The organism is Aeromonas sp. FDAARGOS 1402, assembly GCF_019046925.1.
GTDB classification, from domain to species: Bacteria; Pseudomonadota; Gammaproteobacteria; order Enterobacterales; family Aeromonadaceae; genus Aeromonas; species Aeromonas caviae.
The window spans coordinates 2,569,025-2,593,915 of record NZ_CP077201.1; the positions used below are offsets into that span (position 1 = coordinate 2,569,025).

Annotated in this window: 20 protein-coding genes; 11 read left to right on the forward strand and 9 right to left on the reverse strand. The window is 61.3% G+C overall.

Going from position 1 to position 24,891, the window contains the following annotated elements:
• Positions 1–6 precede the first annotated feature (6 nt).
• The 6 genes from I6L32_RS12320 to mscM all read right to left on the reverse strand — a co-directional run bounded on the left by I6L32_RS12320 (position 7) and on the right by mscM (position 9,465).
• Positions 7–405 carry a fumarate reductase gene (locus I6L32_RS12320; protein WP_049636550.1) on the reverse strand — a complete coding sequence of 133 codons (399 nt, stop codon included), beginning with the start codon at positions 403–405 and terminating at the stop codon, positions 7–9.
• Positions 406–421: 16 nt separating this feature from the next.
• Complete coding sequence (locus I6L32_RS12325; RefSeq protein WP_042065016.1) at positions 422–1,156, reverse strand: succinate dehydrogenase/fumarate reductase iron-sulfur subunit; 735 nt, start codon at positions 1,154–1,156, stop codon at positions 422–424.
• Positions 1,149–2,933, reverse strand: coding sequence for a fumarate reductase (quinol) flavoprotein subunit (gene frdA / locus I6L32_RS12330; protein ID WP_182935363.1), 1,785 nt, complete (start codon positions 2,931–2,933; stop codon positions 1,149–1,151). Before frdA ends, I6L32_RS12325 begins: the two co-directional genes overlap by 8 nt.
• Before the next feature lie 515 nt (positions 2,934–3,448).
• A complete protein-coding gene (locus I6L32_RS12335; RefSeq protein ID WP_010673807.1) occupies positions 3,449–5,326 on the reverse strand; it encodes a methyl-accepting chemotaxis protein in 1,878 nt (625 codons plus the stop codon).
• A 156-nt stretch (positions 5,327–5,482) separates the two neighbouring features.
• The gene (locus I6L32_RS12340) at positions 5,483–6,160 is read right to left on the reverse strand and encodes a glycerophosphodiester phosphodiesterase (RefSeq protein WP_202044051.1); all 678 of its coding nucleotides are present in this window, start codon (positions 6,158–6,160) and stop codon (positions 5,483–5,485) included.
• 29 nt (positions 6,161–6,189) lie between these two features.
• The gene (mscM, locus tag I6L32_RS12345) at positions 6,190–9,465 is read right to left on the reverse strand and encodes a miniconductance mechanosensitive channel MscM (RefSeq protein ID WP_139700416.1); all 3,276 of its coding nucleotides are present in this window, start codon (positions 9,463–9,465) and stop codon (positions 6,190–6,192) included.
• 153 nt (positions 9,466–9,618) lie between these two features.
• Between mscM and I6L32_RS12350 the strand changes: the two genes are divergently transcribed.
• Positions 9,619–10,953, forward strand: coding sequence for an MATE family efflux transporter (locus tag I6L32_RS12350; RefSeq protein WP_052814495.1), 1,335 nt, complete (start codon positions 9,619–9,621; stop codon positions 10,951–10,953).
• Positions 10,954–11,040: 87 nt separating this feature from the next.
• On the opposite strand, the gene I6L32_RS12355 is transcribed toward I6L32_RS12350, so the two are convergent.
• Positions 11,041–11,868 carry a M23 family metallopeptidase gene (locus I6L32_RS12355; protein ID WP_113068835.1) on the reverse strand — a complete coding sequence of 276 codons (828 nt, stop codon included), beginning with the start codon at positions 11,866–11,868 and terminating at the stop codon, positions 11,041–11,043.
• Between the two features lie 137 nt (positions 11,869–12,005).
• Between I6L32_RS12355 and I6L32_RS12360 the strand changes: the two genes are divergently transcribed.
• Positions 12,006–12,326 (forward strand): hypothetical protein, encoded by a 321-nt coding sequence (locus tag I6L32_RS12360; RefSeq protein ID WP_216943950.1) that lies wholly within the window; start codon positions 12,006–12,008, stop codon positions 12,324–12,326.
• A 40-nt stretch (positions 12,327–12,366) separates the two neighbouring features.
• Positions 12,367–13,149 carry a BPSS1780 family membrane protein gene (locus tag I6L32_RS12365; protein WP_201887841.1) on the forward strand — a complete coding sequence of 261 codons (783 nt, stop codon included), beginning with the start codon at positions 12,367–12,369 and terminating at the stop codon, positions 13,147–13,149.
• 61 nt (positions 13,150–13,210) lie between these two features.
• On the opposite strand, the gene I6L32_RS12370 is transcribed toward I6L32_RS12365, so the two are convergent.
• Positions 13,211–14,125: a LysR family transcriptional regulator gene (locus I6L32_RS12370; protein ID WP_041215629.1), complete on the reverse strand. Its 915-nt coding sequence runs from the start codon at positions 14,123–14,125 to the stop codon at positions 13,211–13,213.
• Between the two features lie 120 nt (positions 14,126–14,245).
• Between I6L32_RS12370 and I6L32_RS12375 the strand changes: the two genes are divergently transcribed.
• From I6L32_RS12375 to oxyR, 3 genes are all read left to right on the forward strand, one after another.
• Entirely contained in the window at positions 14,246–15,127 is an 882-nt protein-coding gene (locus I6L32_RS12375; protein WP_216943951.1) for a Vmh family MBL fold metallo-hydrolase, read from the forward strand.
• A 75-nt stretch (positions 15,128–15,202) separates the two neighbouring features.
• The gene (locus tag I6L32_RS12380) at positions 15,203–15,847 is read left to right on the forward strand and encodes a DsbA family protein (protein WP_200164487.1); all 645 of its coding nucleotides are present in this window, start codon (positions 15,203–15,205) and stop codon (positions 15,845–15,847) included.
• 129 nt (positions 15,848–15,976) lie between these two features.
• Complete coding sequence (oxyR, locus tag I6L32_RS12385; RefSeq protein WP_010673817.1) at positions 15,977–16,873, forward strand: DNA-binding transcriptional regulator OxyR; 897 nt, start codon at positions 15,977–15,979, stop codon at positions 16,871–16,873.
• A 70-nt stretch (positions 16,874–16,943) separates the two neighbouring features.
• Here oxyR and I6L32_RS12390 read toward each other — a convergent pair whose 3' ends face one another.
• The gene (locus tag I6L32_RS12390) at positions 16,944–19,433 is read right to left on the reverse strand and encodes a penicillin-binding protein 1A (RefSeq protein WP_216943952.1); all 2,490 of its coding nucleotides are present in this window, start codon (positions 19,431–19,433) and stop codon (positions 16,944–16,946) included.
• A gap of 298 nt (positions 19,434–19,731) precedes the next feature.
• Between I6L32_RS12390 and tapM the strand changes: the two genes are divergently transcribed.
• The 5 genes from tapM to I6L32_RS12415 are packed head-to-tail and all read left to right on the forward strand — an operon-like array spanning position 19,732 to position 24,715.
• Positions 19,732–20,793, forward strand: coding sequence for a PilM family type IVa pilus assembly protein TapM (gene tapM, locus I6L32_RS12395; RefSeq protein ID WP_043155967.1), 1,062 nt, complete (start codon positions 19,732–19,734; stop codon positions 20,791–20,793).
• The gene (gene tapN, locus I6L32_RS12400) at positions 20,781–21,350 is read left to right on the forward strand and encodes a PilN family type IV pilus biogenesis protein TapN (protein WP_010673820.1); all 570 of its coding nucleotides are present in this window, start codon (positions 20,781–20,783) and stop codon (positions 21,348–21,350) included. Before tapM ends, tapN begins: the two co-directional genes overlap by 13 nt.
• Complete coding sequence (gene tapO, locus I6L32_RS12405; RefSeq protein WP_041212566.1) at positions 21,347–21,943, forward strand: PilO family type IV pilus biogenesis protein TapO; 597 nt, start codon at positions 21,347–21,349, stop codon at positions 21,941–21,943. Before tapN ends, tapO begins: the two co-directional genes overlap by 4 nt.
• 2 nt (positions 21,944–21,945) lie before the next feature.
• Positions 21,946–22,473: a pilus assembly protein PilP gene (locus I6L32_RS12410; RefSeq protein ID WP_029314119.1), complete on the forward strand. Its 528-nt coding sequence runs from the start codon at positions 21,946–21,948 to the stop codon at positions 22,471–22,473.
• Between the two features lie 16 nt (positions 22,474–22,489).
• On the forward strand, positions 22,490–24,715 hold the full coding sequence (locus tag I6L32_RS12415) for a type IV pilus secretin PilQ (RefSeq protein WP_216943953.1): 2,226 nt from the start codon (positions 22,490–22,492) through the stop codon (positions 24,713–24,715).
• Positions 24,716–24,891 lie beyond the last annotated feature (176 nt).

The following is a 24,891-nucleotide window of genomic DNA, read 5'->3' on the forward strand; positions in this document are numbered from 1 at the left end:
CTCAAATCAGGCCACGATGATCAGGACAAGCAGGGATACCGCCGCCAGCGCCACATACTGGGCGATGACGATCGGCTTCTCCGGCACCAGGTCTTCGCCACGGAAGATGCGCATGGCTTTCGGTGCCAGGGCGAACCAGGTCTTGGCGTGGAACAGGCAGGCTGCCAGGGCGATGACGTGGAACAGGATGGCAATGGGGCTCTGCAGGGATTCCAGCCAGCCGTTGAATGCCTCCTGACCCTGTACCAGGCGCAGCAGACCCCACATCAGCACGACGGCGTAGATGGAGACGAAGATGCTGGTGCCTTCGCGGATCATGTAACCGGTGTAGAAGGCATTCTTCAGCCACCAGTCTTTCTTCATCTCGCGCACGTAAGGCTTACGTTTGCTTTGGGTGTTGTTCATGGTCTCACTCCTGGTCTCAGTCCGGCTTGAACATGGCGATCATGTAGTCCTTGGCGCTCTCGACCTTGCCAAGCTGGATGGCGGCGGCCGGATCCACGCCTTTCGGGCACACTTCGGAGCAGTAGCCCACGAAGGTACAGCCCCAGACGCCCTCGTCCTGGCTGATGATCTTCATCCGCTCCCTGGACGCGCTGTCGCGGTTGTCGGCGTTGTAGCGATAGGCCAGTGCCAGGGCCGCCGGACCGGTGAACTTCTTGTTGATGCCATATTGCGGGCAGGCCGCGTAGCACAGACCGCAGTTGATGCACATGGAGAACTGGTGATACTTCGCCATGTCAGCCGGCGTCTGGGTGTACTCGCCATCGCACAGGCTGCGCGGCTCAGACGGGATGATGTAGGGCTTGATGCTCTCCAGCTTCTCGATGAAGTCGGACATGTCGACCACCAGATCGCGCTCGATGGGGAAGTTGTTGAGCGGCTCTATGGTCATCTTGCCCGGCAGGTAGTCCCGCAGGAAGGTCTTGCAACCGAGTTTCGGAATGCCGTTGACCATCATGCCGCAGGAGCCGCAGATCGCCATCCGGCAGGACCAGCGGAAGCTCAAGGTGGAGTCCAGATGATCCTTGATGTATTGCAGCGCATCCAGCAGGGACATCTCTTTGAGGTAGGGCACCTGGAAGGTCTGCATCCAGGGCTCGTTATCCTGCTCGGGACGGTAGCGCAGGATTTCAATTTCGATCATCTCAGCCATTCTTCTTAGCCTCGTCTTGTTTCTCACCCTCGGAACCGTATACGCGCTTGGCCGGTTGGGATTTAGTGATCTTCACATCGGAATAGTCGATGGTCGGGGCCCCTTCGTCGTTGTAGAAGGAGAGAGTGTGCTTGAGGAAGTTGACGTCATCGCGCTCCTCGTAACCGTCCAGACGCTGGTGGGAACCGCGGGACTCTTTGCGGTTGATGGCGGAGTGCGCCATGGCTTCCGCCACGTCCAGCATGTAGCCCAGCTCGATGGCGTACAGCAGGTCGGTGTTGAAGACCGAGGACTTGTCGTTGATCTTGATCTTCTTGTAACGGGCTTTCAGCTCGTTGATCTTGTCGATGGTGCCCTGCATCAGCTCTTCGGTACGGTAGATACCGACACCGGCTTCCATGGACATGCCCAGTTCGTTGCGGATATCCGCCGGGTTTTCGGTGCCGTCGATGTCCAGCAGGGAGAGGTGCTGCTTGATGAGCGCCTCGGCCTTGGCGACCAGTGCCTGGGTGTTGCCGTGTTGCTGGGTGGCGGCATACTCGGCTGCCTGCTCACCGGCCACCTTGCCGAAGACCACGATCTCGGACAGGGAGTTGGAACCCAGACGGTTGGCGCCGTGCAGACCGACGGAGGCACATTCGCCAGCGGCATAGAGACCGGCCAGACGAGTGGCGCACTTGCCGTCGGTTTCGATGCCACCCATGGTGTAGTGGGCAGTCGGACGGACCGGGATCGGCTCTTTCACCGGATCCACACCCACATAGGCCTTGGCCAGTTCGCAGATAAAGGGCAGACGCTCTTTCAGGTACTTCTCGCCAAGGTGGCGCAGGTCAAGGTGAACCACGTCGCCCATGGGGCCCTGGATCACGCGGCCTTTTTGCTGCTCCTGCCAGAAGGCCTGGGAGAGACGGTCGCGCGGACCCAGCTCCATGTGCTTGTTCTTCGGCTGGCCGACCGGGGTTTCCGGGCCCAGACCGTAATCTTGCAGGTAGCGATAGCCATCCTTGTTGAGCAGGATGCCACCCTCACCACGACAACCTTCGGTCATCAGGATGCCGGTGCCCGGCAGACCGGTCGGGTGATACTGGACGAACTCCATGTCCCGCAGCGGTACGCCGTGGCGGTAGGCCAGGGCCATGCCGTCACCGGTGACGATGCCGCCGTTGGTGTTGTAGCGATAGACACGACCTGCGCCGCCGGTGGCCAGCACCACGGACTTGGCCTGGATGAAGCGGGTGATGCCGTTCTGGATGTCAAAGGTGACGACACCCTGGACGCGGCCATCTTCCACGATGAGATCCAGACAGAAGTGCTCGTCGAAGCGCTTGATGGTCGGGTACTTGATGGAGGTCTGGAACAGGGTGTGCAGGATGTGGAAGCCGGACTTGTCGGCGGCGAACCAGGTGCGGGGGATCTTCATCCCGCCGAAACGGCGCACGTTGGCCTTGCCGTCCGGTTTGCGGCTCCAGGGGCAACCCCAGTGCTCCAGCTGGATCATCTCGTTGGTGGCGTTGTTGACGAAGTACTCGACTACGTCCTGCTCACACAACCAGTCACCACCGGAGACGGTGTCGTTGAAGTGGTTTTCCAGGGAGTCGTCATCGCGGACGACGCCTGCGGCGCCACCTTCGGCGGCCACTGTGTGGCTGCGCATCGGATAGACCTTGGAAATCAGGGCGATTTCCAGCTCCGGGTGGGCTTCTGCAATGGCGATTGCGGCACGCAGGCCACCGCCACCGGCACCGATGATGGCAACATCGGTCTTGATAATATCCACATCTGCCTCCTTAGGGATAGATTTGCTGGGCACGATTTTGCTCTATGAAAAAAATTCAGGCTTGATGCAAGTCAAACTGCTTTGTTTTAGTGCTTGGCAACGGTGATTTTTATTACAACCACCCCATTCCTTGGATGAAAATGCCGTCATTATCGCCATCCATCAGTGATCTGGATCAGCCGTACTCGCTACTCTGGTGATTTTAACTCCAAGATTATACGTAGTTTTCTTTCAAAAAAATGAGAAATGCCTCTCTTTTTGGGTATTACCCATAAAGTTTTTAAGTTTTTTATCAAAACAGTTTAATGATAACTATTATCACGATGACATATCGAGATTAGGCATCAAAAAAGTAATGCGAATATAGCCATGACAGACTGCGCCCGTCTCCCACACATGGGCAAAAGGAGATGTCGATCACAGGGTTGAGGGTCTCGAAAGGGGATTATAACCGTTGAAACAAAAAGGGTTTATAAAAAAAGGGGCCTGAACGGCCCCTTTCTTCCCATGGTCGATCAGATGCGGAACATGCCGACCTGATTATTCAATTCACCTGAAATATTTTTAAGCTGGGCCGACAAATTGCGGGAGCTGTCCGCATCCACTGCCAGCTCGTCCGAGACATCCTTGACCGCCTGGATGTTGCGGCTCACCTCGTCGGTGACGGCACGCTGTTCCTCGGCGGCGCTGGAGATCTGGGTCGCCATGTCGGAGATCTGGTTGATGGAGGTGGTGATCTGCTCCAGCGCCTGGGTTGCATCGTTGGCATCTTCCACGCTGTTCTGGGCCAGCAACTGACCCTCGTGCATGGTACTGACGGCGCCCTGGGTGTTGCGCTGCAGGGTCTCGATCATGCTGCGGATCTCGACGGTGGAGCTGTGGGTGCGCTGGGAAAGCACCCGCACCTCGTCGGCCACCACGGCAAAGCCGCGTCCCTGCTCGCCAGCCCGGGCGGCCTCGATGGCGGCGTTGAGCGCCAGCAGGTTGGTCTGCTCGGCGATGCCCTGGATGGTGGAGAGGATGGTGTTGATCTCCTGGGCGTTCTTCTCCAGTTCCTGAATGATGCCGGAGGCCTGCTTGACCTGGGTGGCGAGATCCGTGATGGAGCGCTGGTTGCGGGCAATCACCTGCTTGCCGTGCTCGCAACTGCTGGAGGAGCTGCGGGCCGCTTCCGCGGTCTGCTCGGCGTTGCTGGCCACTTCGACGGCGGTGGCGGACATCTCGTGCACTGCTGTCGCAATCTGGGAGATCTCGTTTTGCTGGCGGGCCAGCCCCTGGTTGGATTTCTCCGCCATGTCGTGGGAAGACCTGGCCTGCTGGTTGAGCTGGGTGGAGGAGTTGGAGATGTCCTGCACCATGACGTGGATGCGCTCGATGAAGGTGTTGACGTGCTTGGCGACGGTACCGACCTCGTCTTCACGCTCGATCTTGATGCGACGGGTGAGATCGCCGTTGCCGCGGGAGAGATCAGCAATTGCCTCGCCCAGGGTTTTCAGCGGCGCCAGGGAGCCGTTGATGGCGACATAGGAGAAGCCCGCCACGATGAGGATGGTCAGCAATCCCTGAATGAGGGCGGAGGTGACCATGCGGGAGACGGACTGGTAGGCGACCGCTTCGTCCACCACGATGCCGAAATACCAGTTGGTGTTGGGGATCTCGGTGAGGTCGAACACGCTCGCCTTGCCGCTGATATCCATCTCGGAGATGGTGTTGTCATGGGCCAGCTCGTTGACCTTGGCTGCCGTCAGTTCCGGGGAGATGGCGGTGGCGGGTTTGAGGGTCAGATCCTTGTCCGGGTGGGCGATGATGGTGCCGTTGCTGTCCACCAGAATGGCATAGGTGCCTTCCGAGTTCATGGCGAGCACGTCTTTCACCAGACCGTCGATGGAGACGTCACCGGCGATGACGCCGTCGGTGTTGCCGCGACTGAAGGGCTCGGCGATGGTGATGATGAGCTGGCCGGTGGTGATGTCGGCATAGGGGGCCGTGATGGCGAGCTTGCCGGCGGCCATGGCGTCCTTGTACCAGGGGCGCTGGCGAGGATCATAGCCGGCCGGCAGATCGGTCGGCTTGCTCTGGATCATCCGGCCATCCTTGGTGCCCACGTAGACGAGATCGAAGTTGCCCGCATTCATGGACTGGGCCAGGTGGCTGAGGGGCTCGTCTTCCTTGGCGAAGGCTTCCTTGGTGGCGGTGACGAGATTGATGCGGGCGTCGAGCCAGCGGGAGATCCCCTTGACGTTGGCGACCGAGCTGTCGTCGATGAAGCTCCAGATCAGCCGCTGGGTTTCACTGCGCAACTGGGAGGTGTTGTACCAGACCTGCAGGCCGGTGATGACCAGAATGATGGCCCCGATGGAGAGGACCAGCTTGTTCTTGATGGATAGGTTCATGTTTACATCCTTGTGAGCGTCAGTCAGAGATCCATGGTGTTTGTTATTGTTATGAGCCAACACTGTATCGGCTGGCTATGGACTTTATGTATCCCGGTGCACCGCATTTTTTCAATTCTTTTCACCTCCTTGTGGCCTGCCAGGCCGCGCCGATACTCAGCTGAATCGATCTGGTCGGTTGGTGAAGATGCCATCGACACCCATGCTGGCGAGGGCGCTCCCATCACTCACTTCGTCGACTGTATAGACCAGGATCTTGAGCCCCCGGCGATGGGCATCCGCCACCAGGGTCTCGTCGACGAAATCCACGTCGCAGTTCAGTGACCAGGCCCCCAGCGTCTCGGCGAAGGCGGCGCCGTCGAGGGGCAGGCTGGCGGTCAGGGCGCCGATCCTGATTTCCGGTCGCAGTCCCTTGAAGCGTAACAGCTCGGGATGATGAAAGGAGGAAACGATCCAGTGCGCCTGGGTAAAGCCAAGCTCGGCCTCGGCCCGCCTGGTCAGGGCGGCCACCGGCTCGGCGGTGTGGGCGCCCTTGAGCTCGATGTGCAGTTCGCAGCGCCCCGCCACCAGTGCCATCACCTGCCACAGGATCGGGATCCGCTCCCCGTCCCCCGCATCCAGGCTCGCCAGGTACTCCCGGGATTGCCCGGTCAGCACACCCTGGCCGTTGGTGCAGCGCTCCAGCCGCCGGTCGTGGAAGACCCAGAGCTCTCCGTCGGCCCACTGCACGTCCAGTTCGATGGCTTTGGCACCCAGATCCAGCGCCAGGCTCATCGCCTTGAGGGTATTCTCCGGGGCCAGGCCGCTGGCACCGCGATGGGCAATGATCTGCATGATGGCTCCTGTTGTCGTCTTTGGGGGCTTCATCCCCGGCTCATCCGGATGTCGATCTGCTGATGTGGCAGATGCATGCCGACCTGGCCGAGTTTCTCCAGGATCAGAGAATGTACCTCGTGCGTAATGGGCATCCGGTGATCCATGTTGTTGACGTAGAGCCGGATCTCGTAGATGAGGGCCGAGTCGGTGAACTCGATGAGGAACACCTCCGGGGCGGGCGTATCCAGCACCAGGGTGGACTCGCGCACGCTCTGCTCCAGCAGTTGCTGTACCTGCTTGGGATTCTGGGTCAGGCCGATGCGAATGCGCAAGCGGACCCGGGTGATGGCATCGGACAGGGACCAGTTGATGAACTGCTCGGTGATGAAGGCCTTGTTGGGGACGATGATCTCTTTCCTGTCCCAGTCCACTATGGTGGTGGCGCGGGTTTTGATCTTTGTGACGGTGCCGGTGAGATCCCGGATGGTGACGGTGTCACCCAGGCGGATCGGTTTTTCGAACAGGATGATGAGGCCGGAGACGAAGTTGGCGAAGATCTCCTGCAACCCAAAGCCCAGCCCCACGGAGAGTGCTGCCACCAGCCACTGGGTCTTGGACCAGTCGATGCCGAGCATGGAGAAGCCGGTGAGGGCGCCAATCAGCAGTACCAGGTACTTGCTCACCGTGGTGAGGGCGAAGCCGGTGCCTGGGGAGAGGCTCAGGTGCTGGAGCAGGGTGAGCTCCATCAACCCTGGCAGGTTGCGGGCGGTGACCACCGTCAGGATGAAGGCGAAGACGGTCAGCATCAGATCCTGCAGGGTGATGGCGGAGAGCTGCTCGATGCCGGCCACCTTGCTGCTCACCTGCCACACCTCGATGCTGCTGAGGAAGCTGAATGCCGAGTTGAGATCCGACCATTGCACCACCACCAGCATGGTGAAGCCCAGCATCAGCAGGGTGCGCACCAGGCCGAGGGACTGGGCGCTGATGGTATCCAGATCCAGCTCGGGCTCCTCCACCACATCGGGGATCTCGGAGCTGAGATCGTCCTCTTCCCGCTCCCGCTGCGCCAGGATCTCGGCCCGCTTCTGCTTGGCGCGATCGAAGGCGAGTCGGCGGCGCTGGATCAGCATCCAGCGGTGGGCCAGATAGTAGACGAGCAGGCAGCCGAGCCCCGCCAGCAGGCTCAGCTCCAGCTGGCGCAGCAGGGTGCGGGAGGTGTAGAAGTAGCCGAACAGGGCGCCCAGCACCGCCAGCAGCGGGGCCAGCATCAGGCTGTTCCAGATGAAGTGGTGCAGCAGATGGGGCTTGGTCATGTCTGCCTGACCCCAGGTGAGGGGCAGTTTTTCCCGGTTGAGGCGGGCAAAGAAGAGCAGCAGCCAGAGGGCTCCGATGATGAAGGCGAGGCGTCCCAGGGAGTCGTAGAAGGCGTGCTCCTGATAGCTGCTCGCCATGCCCTGCACGAAGAAGCTCGGGATCAGCACCAGCAGCAGGGTACGAAATTGTCCCCACACTCGCTGCACCCGCTCCTTTTGCCAGCGGAAGTGGAGGATGAGGATCCCCTTCTCCAGAGTGAGGTGGCGCGCCACCAGCAGGGCCAGCAGCAGGAACCAGATTTCACCCAGGCCCCGGGCCACCGCCACCGCGAAGGGATATTGCCAGGCGCCGTCCAGCAGGCCGTGCACCATGAGCACCATGGCGGGCAGCGGCAGGGCGGCGAGCACGGAACGCACCAGCAACCGGCTGGTGAGGCTGAACTTGTCCTGGGTTACCTTGCCGATGCGCGGGGCAATGTAGTGGCTGTATTGAATGAGGTGGCGGGCCAGTTTCAGCCAGCACCAGGCCAGCCCCAGCAGCCCGAGGCCAGCCAGGGTCAGGCTCAGGGGGTTGTTCTCGGCGATGGCCCTGGGCAGTTGCAGCCAGTTGGCCGGGTTGAAGGCAAGGCCGAGGGCGGCCGGGACGCCGAGCAGCACCGCCGGGCTCAGGGGGCGCACGTCCGGCATCCAGAACAGATGGCTGGCGCTGAGTTCGCGGATCTCGTCGATCTTGCTGTTCTGACGGCTGTAGAGCAGCTTGAGGCGGGTCTGCTCCTGAATGAGGGTGTCGGAGGCATCGTTGAGCCGGGTCAGCAGTTGCCGCCTCGCCTTGAGCAGGTTGTCCAGCACGGCGCGCTGGGCCCTGTCCAGGGTGATGCCGTCTCCACTGAGCAGGCTGTTGCGCAGCTGGACCGGATCCTTCAGGGCATCCTGCTCGGTCTCGTACTGGTATTTGGCCATACGCGCCTTGACGATGGCGGACTCCAGCCGCTCCAGCGGGAAGTAGGCGGGCAGATCGGCCAGCTTGCTGCGCAGGTTCTCGCCGTAGGCGTTACTTATCTGCAACCACTCCAGCTGTTCGCGCACCGAATTGACCAGCTCGTTGAGCCCGGAGAGGGAGGTGTCCACCCCCCGTTGCTCGTCCTGCACCCGTTCAATCTGGTCCTCGAGGGCCCCCAGTTGCAGGGAGAGGGCCTGGTTTTGCTGCTGTTGCTCCTGCAAGAGGGGGAGGTCAGAGGTGAGCTGGCGGCGCAGGCGTTCGCTCTCGGCCAGGGCCTGCTCGGTCTTGTCCCGGCGCAGCTGGTTCTGCTGGGCAAGCAGACTGGTCTGCCACTCATCCTCGTCGGTGATGGCGAGGTTGAGCTCCTGCAGCTTGAGCTTGCCCAGATCGTTGCGCTGCTGGGCGGAGAGCTGCTCCAGCTCCAGCATCTGGATCCGGTCGGAGAGGCTCTGCTCCTTGAGTCGGGTGGCCAGTTGCTGGGCCTCCTGCAACCTGTCCGACTCGTTGCTGAAGCTCAGGCGATCGAGCAGGGAGCGGGTCTGGAGCAACTGCTTGCGCAACTCGTCGACCCGCAGGTGATACTCCTGGCCCGTGCTCTCAAGCTGGTTGAGGCTGTCGGTCACCGCCTGACGCTCCTTGCGCAGGTTGAGCTGGCGGTTGCTGCTCAGGCTGATGGCCTGGCGCAGGGCATCCTCCTTGAGGGAGGAGAGGGACGGGCGGGACTGGGGCTGATAGTTGTGCAGCCCCTCCTTGAGACGGGCGGACTCCTTGGGGTAGTCGATGAGGATCTGCTGGTAGGCCTTGCCCTGTTCCCGGTAGCGCTGGGCATCCCGGGCATATTGCAGGGCCTGCTGGTAGCTCTCCCGCAGTTGCTGGTTTTCCGGAGTATCCGTCTTGGGGATGCTTTGCAGCAGCTCCTCTACCTGAGTGATGGCATCATCGGCCTGGACAGCGGAGAAGGGGAACAGGCTGAGACAGAGCATCAGACAGAGCAGGCGTTGCAACATGGCGCACGTTTCCGTTCAGGAGAAGTCGCCCTAGCCTAAAGCAGGGGCAGGGGCGGGTAAAGCCCTCAAGATGAATGATCCACGGCACAAATAACGGGTGATCCGGGTCTTGTTTGGCTATTATTCTGGCCGTTCCCCTTCATTGAGCAATTTATGTCCTCCGTCGATCTGGGCACGGCCCCCCTTTCCCGCCTCTTCTTGCGTTACGTCACCCCCACGGTGGCCGCCATGCTGGTCACCGGCATCTATGTCACCATAGACGGCATCTTCGTCGGCCATATCCTGGGCCAGGACGGGCTGGCCGGCATGATGCTGGCGTACCCCATCTGCGCCGTGCTCTACGCGGTGGGTGCCCTGATCGGCATGGGATCCTCGTCGCTGGCCTCCTTCTATCTGGGCAAGGGGGAGCAGGCCAGGGCGCGCCACATCGTCGGCAATGCCCTGGTGATGGTGCTCATCGCTTCCGCGCTGCTCGCCTTCATTGGCATTCGTTACGGCAAGGCCATGCTTGTCTGGATGGGGGCGCAGGGGGTCATCTTCGACGCAGGCTTCGCCTATCTGCAGTGGTACGCCTGGCTCGGGGTGTTCGCGGTGCTCTCCATGGCCTTTACCGCCCTGCTGCGCAACGACGGGCGACCCGGCCTCACCACCTGGATCCTGGTGGGGGGCGGCGTGCTCAACGTGCTGCTCGACTACCTGCTGATGGCGGTGATCCCCTGGGGGCTGGCGGGGGCCGCCATCGCGACCATGCTCTCCCAGGCGGTCACCGGAGGCCTGTGCCTGTGGCACTTCTTTACCCCCCGCAGCCAGTTGCGCATTCGCTGGGATACCCTGGTGCCCGACTGGCGGCTGATGGGGGAGACATTGCGACTCGGGGTGTCGAGTTTTCTGATGTACCTCTACCTCTCGGTGGTGCTGGCGCTGCACAACAAGGCGCTGCTCTCGGTGGGCACTTCGCTGCACGTTGCCGCCTATGGGGTCATCAGCTACAGCGAGGCCTTCTTCTATCTCATCTTCGAGGGGATCGCCATGGGCATCCAGCCCATCGCCAGCTTCAATGCCGGGGCGGGCAACTGGTCGCGAGTGCTGCGGGTGCGCAACCTGGCATTGGGAGTGACCATGGCGGTGGCACTGTGCGGGATGATCCCGCTGTATCTGTGGCCAGAGGCAGTGGTTTATCTGTTTGCGGGGGACAATGCTGCCCTGTTGCCGGTGGCGACCCTCGGTATCTGGCTCTACTTCTGGGGGCTGCCCATGGAAGGCTTGCTGCTGGTGGGGGCCACCTACTTCCAGGCCATCAACCGGGCCCGCATCGCTTCCCTGCTCACCGGCGGCAAGCTGGTGCTGATCGGCGGTTTCCTGTGGGGCTTCTCCTCCCTGTGGGGAGTGGCCGGTGTCTGGCTGGCGCTGCCCACTTGCAGCACTCTGCTGGTCCTGGTGATGTGGCGGGCGATGAACAGGGAGGGGCGCCAGCACAGCGCTGCCTGAGATGTGGTCATGCGTCCATGAAAAAGGCAGCCTTGGCTGCCTTTTTCATTTTGAGTGCCCCTGCCTGTGGGCGGCAGGTCGCCGGCCTCAGGGCTTGAAGGCGCCGATAAAGATGGCGGGGTCGACGCGGGCGTCGTTGAGGCTGACGTTCCAGTGCATGTGGGGACCGGTGGCGCGGCCGGTGGCGCCGACCCGGCCGACGATGCCGCCGCGGGGCAGGCTCTGGCCCAGCTTCACGTCCACCTTCGACATGTGACAGAACATGCTGATGAGGCCCTGGCCGTGGTCGACGAACACCGTATTGCCGTTGAAGAAGTAGTTGCCGATGAGGATGACCTTGCCAGCGGCTGGTGCCTTGATGGGAGTGCCGGCTCCGACCGCGAAGTCGAGGCCGGAGTGGGGGTTGCGCTCCTCGCCGTTGAAGAAGCGGCGCAGCCCGAAGGGACTGGAGAGCGGGCCCTGGACCGGCTTCTCAAACAGCAGGTTGCTCGGCTGAGCCGGGCTGAAGGTCTGGTAGGCGCGGGTCTGTTCGGCAAGCTCCCGGTTGATGCGGGTCATGTCTTCGGCCAGCGGATTGACCTGGCGGCTGTTCTTGAGCTTGATGTGCTGCTCACGGTAGTGCTTGGTGCCGACCGTGAAACTCAAGGTGCGGCCATCGCTGGTGGTCACCTGATGGGGGCCGGGCGCGCTCTTGAGCGGGATGCCGACGATGGCGATCCACGTCTTCCCGTCTTCCTGTACCACCAGCACAGGCTTGTCCTGATAGCGCACTGCGGGCGCCTTGGCCCCGCTTCCCAGTGGTACCACGGCCACGCCCCCCGGCACCGGGTGGTTGAGCAGGCGGCTGATAAACCCCGGTTCGGCGTGAAGCGCAGGGCTGCCGAGCAGCAGGAGAAGAAAGAAGAGGCGGCGCATGATGGCTCCATCGGATCAGGGGGAAAGCAAGAGGGGGGAGATGATGCCACATTCTGGCGGTGCTGTCCGTCAACCGTGGCCGATAAACTCGTCGGCTGCGGCCCAGAAAGACGCAACGGACACGCCATTGCAGCGAGGTGAATGCTCTGGTTGCGGGTGCCCGCTTTCCCTTCGACCTTGCCAGCCTGATCAGGGTGCCGCTGCGCTACAGCTTCTCGGGGGTGCTCGCGAGCGACAACCGCTTCATCACCACCAGCCTGGCCGGTGTCGGGGTGGGCATGGTCGAGCAGGGGGCCCTGACCCCTATTCCATTCGATACCGCCATCGCGGTACCCTACTCGGCGGCGACCCAGGCCACCGACTACAAGGTGAGGCTCTACCCGACCCGGCTGCCGGGCCAGGTAGTACGCACCGGCCCCTACACCGGCACCATCATGGTCACGGTGAGCGTGCCCTGAGGAGACGCCGCTTCGCCCCTATTTTTCGACGAGGTCAATGATGAACAGTGACAGGGCCCTGCGCCACGAACCCAAACGCCATGGCATAGGACAGGGCTGGATCTGGATCCGCACCGGATTCGACATCTTCAACAAGGGGATGGGTGCCAGCGTGGCCATGATAGTGCTCTGGTTTGTGGTAGGCATCGTGCTGGATCAGCTGCCGGCGGGGGGCTTGATCTCCCAGTTGCTCTACATGGTGTGGGGGGCTGGCTGGGTGGCGGTGGCGCGGCGGGGTCACCATGGCGAGGCGCTGCAATTTGGCGACTTCTTTGCCGGTTTCCGCCATCGGTTGACCCCCTTGATGCTGGGGGGCCTGATGGTGCTCGGCCTCATCATGGGGATCCTGATGATCTGCGTGTTCCTGCTGCACCAGTGGGGACTCACCGGCCTGTTGTCCGCGGATCCGGGCTCCCTGGCGCTGACCCCGGAGCAGGCACAGGGCTTCCTCGTCTGCGCCCTGGTGGGATTGGCACTGTTCGTTCCCGTGCTGATGGCCATCACCTTCGCCCCCGCCCTTATCCTCTTCCATCAGGTCGGGGTCTGGCAGGCAGCCAGGCTCAGCTTCAAGGGATGTCTGCGCAACATATGGCCCTTCCTCTGGTGGGGGCTGCTCGGGGCCGTGCTGATCTTCTTTGGCGCACTCCTGATGCTGGTGGGCTTGCTGGTGGTGCTGCCTGCCATCAACTACTCCATCTATGCCGCCTATCACGACATCTATCTGGAGGATCAGGAGGCCGAGGAGGGAGAGACCCCGGTCAAGGCATTCGGTTTCGAAGCCTGACCGGGCACAGGATGGAGCAAAGAGGGGCCGCGAGGCCCCTTTTTTGTGCGGCTAGCAGGGATCAGAGAGAGGGAGGGGCTTCCTGCCACAGGGGATCGTCCGCCATCCGCTCCACGAGAAAGTCGAGGAAGCTGCGCAGCAGGGGGGACATCTGTTTGCGGGTGCCATAAACGGCATAGACGCCGAGGCGCTTGGGCTGCCAGGGGGTGAGCAGGGGGACCAGGGCGCCGCTTGCCAGATGGGGGTGAACCGAGTAGGCGGGTTGCAGGCTGATCCCCGCCCCGTCCAGGGTGGCGGCCAGCAGCAGGTTGGAGATGTTGGCGCTGAGGTTGCCGCTCACCGGGACGGATTCGGGACCATCGGGCCCCAGAAACTCCCACAGGCTCTTGCCGAAATAGGTGTAGGTGAGGCAGTTGTGCAGTGCCAGATCCTGCACCTGCTGCGGCGGAGCATGGCGGGCCAGGTAGGCGGGGCTGGCGCACACCACCGAGTGGCAGGTGCCGAGCCTGCGGGCCACCAGGTTGGGATCGAGGTCGTTGGTGATGCGCAGGGCGAGATCGATTCGCTCCTCCACCAGATTGACCGTCCGGTCCAGCAGCAGGATGTCGATCGCCGTGCCGGGGTAACGGGCCAGGTAGTCGTTCGCCGCCCCAACCAGCAGGGCTTCGGAGAGAGAGTAGCTGCTGGTGATGCGCAGTTGCCCCTTGGGGGCCTCGTCATGGCGGATGGCCAGGTGTTCCATCTCTTCCCCCAGGGCCAGCATGGCTCTGGCTCGGTTCAGTGCCTCTTCTCCCGGCCCGGTCAGGCTCAGCCGGCGGGTGGTGCGGTGCAGCAATCTGGCCCCCATCCAGCGTTCCAGCTCGGCCAGGTAGCGCGACACCATGGCGCGGGACATCTCCAGTTTCTCCCCGGCGCCGCTCAGGCTGCCCTGTTCCACTACGCAGACAAAGACCCGCAATGCGGTCAGCCTATCCATCTTGTGCCCCTATATGCTCGATTTGTGCAACAGTGATGCGCCTATTATGCGGTATTTGTATCGATGGTGATGCAATAAACTGCGCTCATTCCATTAATCCACACCGATGAGCGTTATCTGATGAACAACACACTGCGTACCCTGACCCTGACCCTGACCCTGACCCTGACCCTGACCAGCCTCCTGATGACGGGCACCGCCCTGGCTGCCCCCCTGACCGTGACTGTCTACAACCCCGGCGAGAAGGCGATCTTCCCCGTCTCCTCCTCACTGGTAACCGGTGACAAAGAGGCCATCCTGATCGATGCCCAGTTCGACGTGCAACATGGTCAGGCGCTGGTGGACATGATCAAGAAGAGCGGCAAGAAGCTGACCACTGTCTATATCAGTGCCGGTGATCCCGACTTCTACTTCGGTCTGGAACCCGTCATGGCGGCGTTCCCGGATGTCAAGGTGTTGGCCGACCAGCATGTGGTCGACCATATCAAGCAGACCAAGGATGCCAAGCTGAGCTACTGGGGCCCGATCCTGGGCAAGGATGCACCCAAGAGCCTGACCGTGCCGCAAGTGATGACGGCCAGCCACCTGACGCTGGATGGCGAGAAGATTGACATCAAAGAGATGAACACCCCGAATGCCTACCTCTGGGCCCCTTCCATCAAGACGGCCTTTGGGGGTGTGCCGGTCTACAGCGGCGTGCACGTCTGGATGGCGGACAGCCAGTCCAAGGCCGCTCGCAGCAACTGGGTCAAGGCGCTGAACAACCTGCTGGCGCTGAAACCCGAGCGTGTGGTGCCGGGTCACTTCCTGGGGACTGCGCCCAAGGGTACCGAAGCCGTGACCTTTACCCGTGACTACGTGCAGCGCTTTGAGCAGGAGCTGGCCAAAGCCAAGCACTCCGGCCAGCTGATTGAAGCGCTGAAGAAGGTTTATCCCTCCCTGCCGGTCGACGATGGCCTGGCCATCGGTGCCAAGGTCAATACCGGCGAGATGAAGTGGTAACTCCCTGACGCCTACTTCCCTGTGTTTTTTTACCGGGCCCGAGTGCCCGGTTTTTTATCCAGCCTTGAAGCGAGAATGATGATGAACGAAGCGCAAACAACCCTCCATTATGTCTATGACCCCCTCTGTGGCTGGTGCTATGGCGCCGCCCCCCTGCTGAAAGCCGCTGCCGAGATCCCGGGTCTTCGCATCGAACTGCATGGGGGGGGCCTCTGGATGGGCGCCAGGCGCCAGGCCATGGGCCAGCCCCTGCGGGACTATGTGCGCCCCCATGACGAGCGCATCCACGCCCTCACCGGACAGCGATTTGGTGAGCGCTACTTCAACGAGCTCCTGCTCAACGAGTCGCTGCTCCTTGACTCCGAGCCGCCCATTCGAGCCGTTCTGGCGGTGAGCGAGCTTGGCGGCGACGGCCTTGCCTTGTTGCACCGCATCCAGGAGACCCACTACCGGGATGGGGAATGGGTCGGTTCCCCGACACGGTTGGCGGCGCTCGCGCTGGAGCAGGGGCTGACATCGGAGGCATTCGCCCTGGCCTTTGGTCGGGTCGATCTTGTGGGCCATCTGGCCACAAGCCAGGCGTGGCTGCGCCGGCTCGGCGGGCAGGGGTTCCCGACCCTGGGATTGATGCAAGGGGAGCGCGTCGTTGCGCTGCCTGTCTCCTCCTATCTGGGAGAGCCATCGGCATTCGCGGATCACATCGCCTCCCTGATGGGGTGAGTCTCTCGCCCATCGCCTGCGGCTTGTCAAAGGAGAGGGAGAGGGCAGACCCGTCTGCGCGCCTCCCTTGTCCCCCGCACCGTTCTTGTGCATGCTATCGGCCTCATTGAACGGCAGGATGCAGTACCTATGAACCTTCGCGATCTCGAATATCTGGTAGCGCTGGAAGAGGAGAAACACTTTCGCAAGGCGGCGGAGCGCTGCTTTGTCAGCCAGCCGACCCTGAGTGGGCAGCTGCGCAAGCTGGAAGATGAACTGGGGGTGATCCTCATCGAGCGCACCTCCCGCAAGGTGCTGTTCACGCCCGCCGGCGATGCCATGGCCCGTCAGGCGCGCAAGGTGCTCAAAGAGGCGCGAGAGCTCAAGAGCATAGGCCAGCACTTCGCCGAGCCCATGTCCGGCGAGATCCACATCGGTTTCATTCCCACCGTGGGCCCCTATCTGCTGCCCCACATCATCCAGGATCTGCGTGAACACTTCCCCAAGCTGGAGTTCTACCTCTACGAAGATCAGACCCAAGTGCTGCTCAAGCGACTGGAGGAGGGGGAGCTGGATTGCCTTGTGCTGGCGGAGCTGGAAGGGATGGAGGGGTTTGGCGCCATCCCCCTCTATCAGGAGCCCATGTGGCTGGCCGTGCCCCAGCATCACCCGGAGGCGAGCGCCAAGGCGGTGCCCCTGCACAATCTCAAGGGCAAGAAATTGCTGATGCTGGCCGACGGTCACTGCCTGCGGGATCAGGCGATGGGTTTCTGTTTTGCCGCGGGCATCGGTGAGGATCAGCGCTTCAAGGGCACCAGTCTGGAGACCTTGCGCAACATGGTCGCCGCCGGCAGCGGCATGACGCTGGTACCCAGGCTCGCCGTGCCCGCCAACCCGGAGGAGGGGGGCGTCAGCTATCGCCCGGTGATCAACCCCGTGCCGGGGCGCACCATCTCCCTGCTCTATCGTCACTACTCGGTGCGCCGTCCCTGCTTCAATGAGCTGGCGGCCCGCATCTCGAGTCTGATGAAAGCCCTGCTGGGCTGACGCAGCCCGCTCGTCATCCCGAAACAAAAACCGGCGCCTGGGCGCCGGTTTTTGTTGTTTCCAGGGGGACCTAGAAGATGTCGTCGGTGGAGACGGGACCGTCTGTGGTCGCATCGTCACCGCCATACACCTGGTTGCCATCGGAGATCTGGCTCGCGTAGCGGGTGGGCTCTGTGCCCTCCTTGAAGAACTCCTCCGTGGTACTGCCATCGGCGCGATTGGTCAGCAGACCGGTTTCACGATCGATGCGGACCTGCATGATCCCTTCGGGGACCGGCATCTTGCGCTCGGGCACCTGGTGCAGAGCCGTCTTCATGAAGTCAATCCAGATGGGCTGGGCGGCACCGCCGCCAAACTCGGCCCGGCCCAGACCGCGCTGGTGGTTGTCAAAACCGATCCAGGAGGTGGCCACCAGATTCGGGGTATAGCCGGAGAACCAGGCATCCCGGGATTCGTTGGTGGTCCCCGTCTTGCCCGAGATGTCGTGACGCTTGAGGTCACGGGCTGCCCGCCAGCCGGTACCACGCCAGCCATTGCCACCCCAGATGGCGGTGGTCAGGGTGTCGGTGATGAGGAAGGCGCTCTGGGCACTGATGGTCTGCGGTGCGATGTTGTTGGGCACGACAGGATCGATGGGGCACTGGGCCTTCCAGTCTGCCGTGGTATTGGCATAGGCATCCGCGCTGTCGAGACCGGCGGCGGCCAGCACGCCGCAGTCGCGGCAGGCGGCGGCCGGGTTGGCCTCGAACAGGGGGGTGCCGAAGCTGTCGGTCACTTCGGTGATGAAGTAGGGGGTGACCTGGAAGCCGCCATTGGCCAGCACCGAGTAGCCGCGCACCACTTCCAGCGGGGTGAACTCCGCCGCACCCAGCGCCAGGGATTCGTTGGCGGAAATGTGATCACGGGCGAAGCCGAAGCGGGTCAGGCCGTCGATATAGGTATCCAGCCCGATGGCGCGCATCAGGCGGACCGACATCACGTTCTTGGACTTGGCAAGGCCGAGGCGCAAGGTGGTCGGCCCTTCATAGATGGCGGGCGAGTTCTTGGGCTGCCACATGGGGCCCTTGGCAGGATCCCACTGGTTGATCGGTGCATCGTTGATGAGGGACGCCAGGGTATAGCCCTGCTCCAGCGCGGTGGCATAGAGGAAAGGCTTGATGTTGGAGCCGACCTGACGACGGGCCTGATCGACCCGGTTGAACTTGGAGAGCTCGAAGCTGAAGCCGCCGACCAGGGCCTCGATGGCGCCGTCTTGCGGGTTCATGGCCACCAGGGCGGCGTTGACGTCGGGGATCTGGGAGAGCAGCAACTCTTCCCCTTTCTCCCTGACCCAGATCTGGGCGCCGACTTTGAGTACATCCCGCGCCGATTTCGGGGCAAAACCCTGGCGATCGTCGGTGATGAAGGCGCGCGCCCACTTGATGCCATTCCAGCCCAGTTCGGCCTGTTTGCCATTCTTGAGCACCAGGGTGGCGCTCTTGTCGCCGAGCTGGGTGACCACGGCGGCCATCAGGGGCTGATAGGTCGGCTGCTTGGCCAGATGGGCCATGATCTGCTCGTAGTCCCAGGCCGTTTCACCGGCTTTCCACAGCAAGGCGGTCGGGCCACGGTAGCCGTGGCGGGTGTCGTAGTCGAAGACACCGTCCAGCAGCGCTTGATGGGCGGCGCGCTGACGCTTGGCGGTGACGGTGGTGTAGACGTGCAGCCCCATGGTGTAGGCATCTTCACCAAACTGCTCCACCATCTTCTGGCGTACCATCTCGCTCAGATAAGGGGCGTTCAGCGTAGTTTCGGCACCGTGAAAACGGGCCTTGACCGGCATCTTGGAGGCTTCGTCATACTGGGCCTGGGTGATCTTGCCGGTTTCCAGCATGCGACCCAGTACCACGTTGCGGCGAGCGAAGGCGCGCTCCGGGGAGCGGATCGGGTTCAGCATGGAGGGGGCCTTGGGGAGACCCGCGATGATGGCGATCTCGTCCAGGGTCAGATCCTTGACCTCCTTGCCGAAGTAGACCTGGGCGGCCGCGCCGACCCCGAATGCCCGGTAGCCGAGGGGGATCTTGTTGAGATAGAGGGTGAGGATCTCGTCCTTGGAGAGGTTCTGCTCGATGCGCCAGGCGAGGAACACTTCCTTGATCTTGCGTACAAGAGTCTTCTCGTTGCTCAGGAAGAAGTTGCGGGCCACCTGCTGGGTAATGGTACTGGCGCCCTGACGCGCCTGGCCGGAGACGGCCCAGACGGTGGCGGCACGGATGATGCCGATGGGGTCAATGCCCGGGTGCTCATAGAAGCGGGCATCTTCGGTGGCGAGTACGGCATCGATCATGGACTGGGGAATTTCGTCCAGCCGCAGGGGGATGCGACGAATTTCGCCAAACTGGGAGATCAATTCCCCGTCCCGGCTGTAGACCTTCATGGGGGTAGCCAGTTTGACATCGCGCAGGGCGCTGACGTCCGGCAACTGGGGCTTGATGTAGAAGTAGATGCCGATGAGGCTGGCAACGCCCAGCACAGCACCCAGCATCATGACAATAAACAGGCGAACGAGCCATTTCAGCATGGAAGAACTACCAATCGTCTTAAAATTAGCCAACGGGCGCAGAGTATAGCCTTTTTACCCTCGCGGATTCGAGGTTTTCCTGTCCGCAAACAGGCGACCCCGAGAAGAGGCGGGAGGGTAGCACTCCAGGGCACAATTACCAAGGGGGCCGCAATCAAGGCCGAAAGGAGAGGGGCGTCAACTTTTGACACAAACTTTATGACATTGATAGATAGAGCATTATATTGAGTTAAGCCGTCACATCATGACGCGCTGTCCTACAATAAGTCCGAAAACCCAATAACGCATGGATGTGTATATGTTTGGGCTATTAAGTAAGGGATCCCTCGTCTCCATGGCGGGCATTGATTTTGGCAGTCAAACCATCAAGGCCGTCACCATCAGCGGACGTCCCGGCAAGGTGCACCTCGGCTCGGTTGCCGAGATCCCCATGCCAAGAGGAACGCTGGTCGACTATCAACTTCAGGACATTGAACGGGTCAGTCAGTCCCTCAAGTCGCTCAAGCGGCTCGTGCAAGGGGATTGCCAGAACGTGGCCACGGCCGTGACCGGTTCCAACGTCATCACCAAGATCATTCAGGTCGATACCAACATCAACGAGAGCGAGCTGGAGAACCAGGTTCACCTGGAGGCTGAGCAGCTCATCCCCTTTCCCCTTGATGAAGTGAGCCTGGATTTTGAAATCCTCGGCATGGCGGGCGACAACGGGCGTCAGGAGGTCCTGCTCAGTGCCGCGCGGACCGAGAGCGTCAGTGGCCGGGTCAGTGCCCTGACGGAGGCAGGCATGACGACCATGGTGGTGGATGTGGGGGCCCATGCGCTCGGACGCGCCGTGCTGGCTTGCCTGCCCGACCTGCAAACCTCGGAGAAACCGGTTGGCATCGTCGACATCGGTGCCAGCGCCCTGACTTTCGCCGCCCTGCTACGGGGCCAGGTCATCTATTCTCGGTTGCAGAATTTTGGTGGTGATCAATACAGCCAGGCATTGGCCTCTTTTTACAGCATGAGTATGGAAGAAGCGGAACTGGCCAAGCTCCAGGGCTCCTTGCCTGCGGATCATGAGGTGGATGTCCTGTTGCCTCATCTCAGCACCCTGGTGTTGCAGATACGGCGCAACGTGCAGCTGTTTTGCAGCTCTTCGGGGAACAAGGAGTTCTCCAGGCTGGTGTTGACCGGAGGGGGGAGCCTGTTGCCGGGGCTGGCCGGACAAATCGGCAGCGAGCTCAACTGCGAGGTGCTGCACCCCGATCCCTTTGCACTCTTTGGCAAGCCGCAGGGAGAGGGGGGGCTGACTCATGGGGCCAAGTACATGACGGCGCTCGGGCTGGCACTGAGGAGCTTCACACCATGTCAAATATAAACCTTCTACCCTGGCGGCAGGCTCGGGCGCAGCGTCAGAAGAAACAATTCGGTATCCTGTTCGGTCTGTTCCTGGCGGGGACGGCAGCCATCGCCTTTGCCGCAGACTGGCTGGTGCAGCAGCAGATCGGCTACCAGCAGCAGCGCAATCAGCGGTTGCAGCAGGAGATGGCAACCCTGGACACCCAGCTTGGGGAGATCAGGCTTCTCAAGGAGCGGCGCAAGGAGTTGATTGACCGCATGCAACTCATCGAGCAGTTGCAGATGCGCCGCAACATCCCTGTGCGTCTGTTCAATCAGCTGCCGGTGCTGGTCCCCAACGGGGTGTATCTTGATAGCCTTGCTCTGCAAAACAACAAGATAGACGTGAAGGGAAAGACCGAAGCCTATGGCAGGGTTGCCAGCATGATGCGCCGAATCGACGGTTCCGGCTGGCTGACACAATCCCAGCTCAGCACCATTTTCACGGCCGAGGTGGCCCCCATCGCCCTGAGCCAGTTCTCCATGATGTTCCAGATTGCCACGGCGCTACCCAACGCGGCTAAGGGGCAAAAATGAACCTGCAACAACTCAACGACCTGGATCTCAATGACATTGCCCGCTGGCCGCCGATCGCCAAGGGCATCTTTGTCTTCTTCTGCTGTGCTCTGCTTGGCGGGGCACTCTATTACTACGTGATTGCCAATTCCCTGGCCGCTCTGGGTCGTGAAGCCGCAAAAGAGACCGAGCTCAAGGGACAATTCGAGAGCAAGGCCATGCTGGCCGCGAACCTGGAAGCATACAGAAAGCAGATGGTCCAGCTGGAACATCTGGTCGACACCCAGCTCAAACAGCTGCCCAACACCCACGAAGTCGCCGGTTTGCTGGATGACATCAGCTTCATTGCCACCGACAACGGTTTGACATTGAACAGGATCAACTGGGAGCCAGAGGTGAAACACGAGTTCTCCACCGAGCTGCCCATGCGCATCGAGGTCGTGGGCACCTATCACGAACTTGGCAAGTTCACGGCGGACATGGCTGCTTTGCCGCGCATCGTGATCCTGGATTCTTTCCAGCTCAGCCAGGGGAAGGGGGGTGAGCTGATCGGTATGTCCATGCAGGCCAAGACCTACAAGTACAACGGCAAAACCGTGGAGAAAAAGCCATGAGCATGAGAGCGGGCGTACTTCTCTTGTCGGCGCTGCTGTTGACGGCCTGTGGGGGACAGGAGGACATGGATGAGTATGTCAAACAGACCAAGGCCAGAAAGCCGGTACCGATCGAATCTTTGCCGGAGATAAAGCCCTTCTCTCCCATGGTCTATCAACGCAGCGATCAGCGTAGTCCGTTCATTGCACCCCAGCCGGAAACCAGTTCCAGGCTGGATGCCAAGGCCAAGCCGGACTGTGCCCAGATAGTGGCCAATCGGGAAAAGGAGGTGCTGGAACGCTACTCGCTTGCCAGCCTGAGCATGAAAGGCTCCATCGGCAAGCAGGGGCAGTTGTGGGCATTGATCAAAACCCCGGACGGGCAAGCCGTGCGCGTCGGGCTCAACCAGCACATGGGGCTGGATCAGGGCAGGGTCATCAAGATAACGAACACGCATGTTGACTTGATGGAGACGGTACCGGATGGCAAAGGATGCTGGGTCACCCGAGAAACCCAGCTGGCCATGGCCAATCTCGACGCAAAACTATGATCAGGGATGAGCAGAGATGAGAACAACAATAAGAAGGATGACCGGTGTGGCGCTGCTGTGGCTGGGCGGATGCACTCAGGTGTGGGCAGTACCCGCGTTGCAGGAGGTCAAGGTGAATCCCCTGCTGGCCGATCAACTCCTGCTGGAGCTCAGCTTCAGCGAACCGGTCAGCGGTTTTACGGACAGGTTGACCTATGAACCCAATCAGCTTCTGCTGCACGTACCCGGGGCCATCGGTGCCCTGACGGTCAATCCCCTGCCCATCAAGCAGCAAGGGGTGAACAACCTCCTGGTGGAGGGGAAGGGGCAGGGGCTCGACATCAAGATCGCCCTCGATCAGCTCACCCCCTATCAGGTCCATCAGCAGGGCAATAAATTGCTGGTGGCGCTGGGAGACAAGGCAGGGCAGCCGGTCGCTTCCTCGGCGGCGCCTGTTGCAGCCAGCCAGTCTGCGCTCGTCAGAAGCCAGCCGGTGACCCAATCTGCGCTGATTGACACCCAGCGAGTTGCCCAGAACCAGTCCCAGTATCAGGCTCAGCCGGCCATGGCTTCCACACCTACTGTGGCTCCTTCGCCCGTTGCCCCCGGCAAGCCGGTGTTGTCCGTGCCTCAGGCAAACATGGGTGGCGCCTACTTCAACTCGGTCAAGGGCGTGGATTTTCGCCGTGGCAAGGAGGGGCAGGGGGAATTCCTCGTGACGCTGGACAACAGTTCGGCGGCGGTGGATGTCAGCAGCCGTGGTCAGAAAGTGCTGGCCAAGTTCCACGGTACCCGGGTGCCTGATGATCAGCTCAACCTCATCAATGTGCAGGACTTTGCTACCCCGGTCTCCCAAGTGGAGGTGTTCCGCCAGGGCAATGACACCCTGTTCGAGCTCTCGGTGAACGGCCAATTTGACTACCGTTACGATCAGGCCGACAAGATGTTCATCATCGAGGTGAAAAAACGGGTGGCCACCACGGCAGCGAAGCAGTACCAAGGCAAGCCCATCTCATTGAACTTCCAGGATATTCCTGTTCGTACCGTGCTGCAGATCATCGCCGATTTCAACAATCTGAATCTGGTGACCACGGACTCGGTCTCCGGCAACATCACGCTGCGTCTCGATGGCGTGCCCTGGGAGCAGGCGCTGGACATCATCCTCAAGGTCAGAGGGCTGGACAAACGGCTGGACAACAACATCCTGCTGGTGGCGCCGGCGGACGAGATTGCCGCTCGCGAGAAACAGCAGATGGAGAGCCGCAACCAGGTGGCGGATCTCGCTCCCCTCTACACCGAGTATCTGCAGATCAACTATGCCAAGGCATCGGAAGTGGCGGCCCTGCTCTCCTCCGAGAGTACCAAGCTGCTCTCCCCCAGAGGGGCGGTCAGCGTGGATGAACGTACCAACGTGCTGGTGGTCAAGGACACGGCGGATGTCATCAGCAACGTCAAGCGGATGCTGGATATCCTCGATATCCCGGTCAAGCAGGTGGTGATCGAGGCGCGCATGGTGACCATTGATGATGGTTTCGATGAGGCTCTGGGGGTGCGCTGGGGGGTGACCAAGACAGACGGTCATGGCAACGGCACCTCGGGCACCATAGAGGGTAATGATGGCGCCGGAAACAATGATGGCAGTTCCACCATCACTCGCCCCAACGTAGAAGACAGACTCAACGTCAACCTGCCGGTGACCAACGCGGCCGGCACGCTGGCGTTCCAGGTTGCCCGTCTTGCCAATGGCACCCTTTTGGATCTTGAGCTCTCGGCTCTGGAAAAGGAGAGCAAGGCCGAGATCATCGCCAGTCCGCGTGTCACCACGGCCAACCAGAAGCCGGCCCTGATCGAGCAGGGGACCGAGATCCCCTATGTGGAGTCCTCTTCCAGCGGGGCGACCTCGGTCACCTTTAAGAAGGCGGTACTGAGCCTCAAGGTCACGCCGCAGATCACCCCGGACAACAGGGTGATCCTGGACTTGACCGTGACTCAGGATACCAAGGGGGAAACCGTGCCGACCGGAACCGGGGATGCGGTGTCCATCAACGCCCAGTCCATCACCACCCAGGTGTTGGTCAACAACGGTGAAACTCTGGTGCTTGGCGGCATCTATCAACAGACCATCAAGAGCGATGTCAGTAAGGTGCCGCTGCTGGGGGATATCCCCGGGTTGGGCTATCTGTTCAAGAAAACCACCAGTGAAAACAAGAAGCGTGAACTGCTGATCTTCGTGACCCCGAGGATAGTGACCGACGCCCTCTGAAAACTTTACTTGTGAGAGTAAAACACATATAACCTTACGCCCCGATGAGGCTGGGGCGTAAGGGCTGCGGTTGCCAGTCCTGGTTTCTACTGAGATAATCCCCCTCCTGATCCAACGCAAGATAAGGTTCATAGGTACCCCGGTCGAGTGTTTACCGGGGCCATACAGTTTGTAAT

What these genes read in the sequence shown, in the direction of transcription:
- I6L32_RS12340 (WP_202044051.1), bottom strand. Translation starts at nt 6,160, where the DNA reads ATGCAGATCATTGCCCATCGCGGTGCCAGCGGCCTGGCCCCGGAGAAT.
- I6L32_RS12350 (WP_052814495.1), top strand. Translation starts at nt 9,619, where the DNA reads ATGTCCTCCGTCGATCTGGGCACGGCCCCCCTTTCCCGCCTCTTCTTG.
- I6L32_RS12335 (WP_010673807.1), bottom strand. Translation starts at nt 5,326, where the DNA reads ATGAACCTATCCATCAAGAACAAGCTGGTCCTCTCCATCGGGGCCATC.
- I6L32_RS12320 (WP_049636550.1), bottom strand. Translation starts at nt 405, where the DNA reads ATGAACAACACCCAAAGCAAACGTAAGCCTTACGTGCGCGAGATGAAG.
- I6L32_RS12415 (WP_216943953.1), top strand. Translation starts at nt 22,490, where the DNA reads ATGAGAACAACAATAAGAAGGATGACCGGTGTGGCGCTGCTGTGGCTG.
- I6L32_RS12365 (WP_201887841.1), top strand. Translation starts at nt 12,367, where the DNA reads ATGAACAGTGACAGGGCCCTGCGCCACGAACCCAAACGCCATGGCATA.
- I6L32_RS12410 (WP_029314119.1), top strand. Translation starts at nt 21,946, where the DNA reads ATGAGAGCGGGCGTACTTCTCTTGTCGGCGCTGCTGTTGACGGCCTGT.
- I6L32_RS12375 (WP_216943951.1), top strand. Translation starts at nt 14,246, where the DNA reads ATGAACAACACACTGCGTACCCTGACCCTGACCCTGACCCTGACCCTG.
- mscM (WP_139700416.1), bottom strand. Translation starts at nt 9,465, where the DNA reads ATGTTGCAACGCCTGCTCTGTCTGATGCTCTGTCTCAGCCTGTTCCCC.
- I6L32_RS12380 (WP_200164487.1), top strand. Translation starts at nt 15,203, where the DNA reads ATGATGATGAACGAAGCGCAAACAACCCTCCATTATGTCTATGACCCC.
- I6L32_RS12370 (WP_041215629.1), bottom strand. Translation starts at nt 14,125, where the DNA reads ATGGATAGGCTGACCGCATTGCGGGTCTTTGTCTGCGTAGTGGAACAG.
- tapN (WP_010673820.1), top strand. Translation starts at nt 20,781, where the DNA reads ATGTCAAATATAAACCTTCTACCCTGGCGGCAGGCTCGGGCGCAGCGT.
- I6L32_RS12325 (WP_042065016.1), bottom strand. Translation starts at nt 1,156, where the DNA reads ATGGCTGAGATGATCGAAATTGAAATCCTGCGCTACCGTCCCGAGCAG.
- tapO (WP_041212566.1), top strand. Translation starts at nt 21,347, where the DNA reads ATGAACCTGCAACAACTCAACGACCTGGATCTCAATGACATTGCCCGC.
- I6L32_RS12355 (WP_113068835.1), bottom strand. Translation starts at nt 11,868, where the DNA reads ATGCGCCGCCTCTTCTTTCTTCTCCTGCTGCTCGGCAGCCCTGCGCTT.
- I6L32_RS12390 (WP_216943952.1), bottom strand. Translation starts at nt 19,433, where the DNA reads ATGCTGAAATGGCTCGTTCGCCTGTTTATTGTCATGATGCTGGGTGCT.
- oxyR (WP_010673817.1), top strand. Translation starts at nt 15,977, where the DNA reads ATGAACCTTCGCGATCTCGAATATCTGGTAGCGCTGGAAGAGGAGAAA.
- tapM (WP_043155967.1), top strand. Translation starts at nt 19,732, where the DNA reads ATGTTTGGGCTATTAAGTAAGGGATCCCTCGTCTCCATGGCGGGCATT.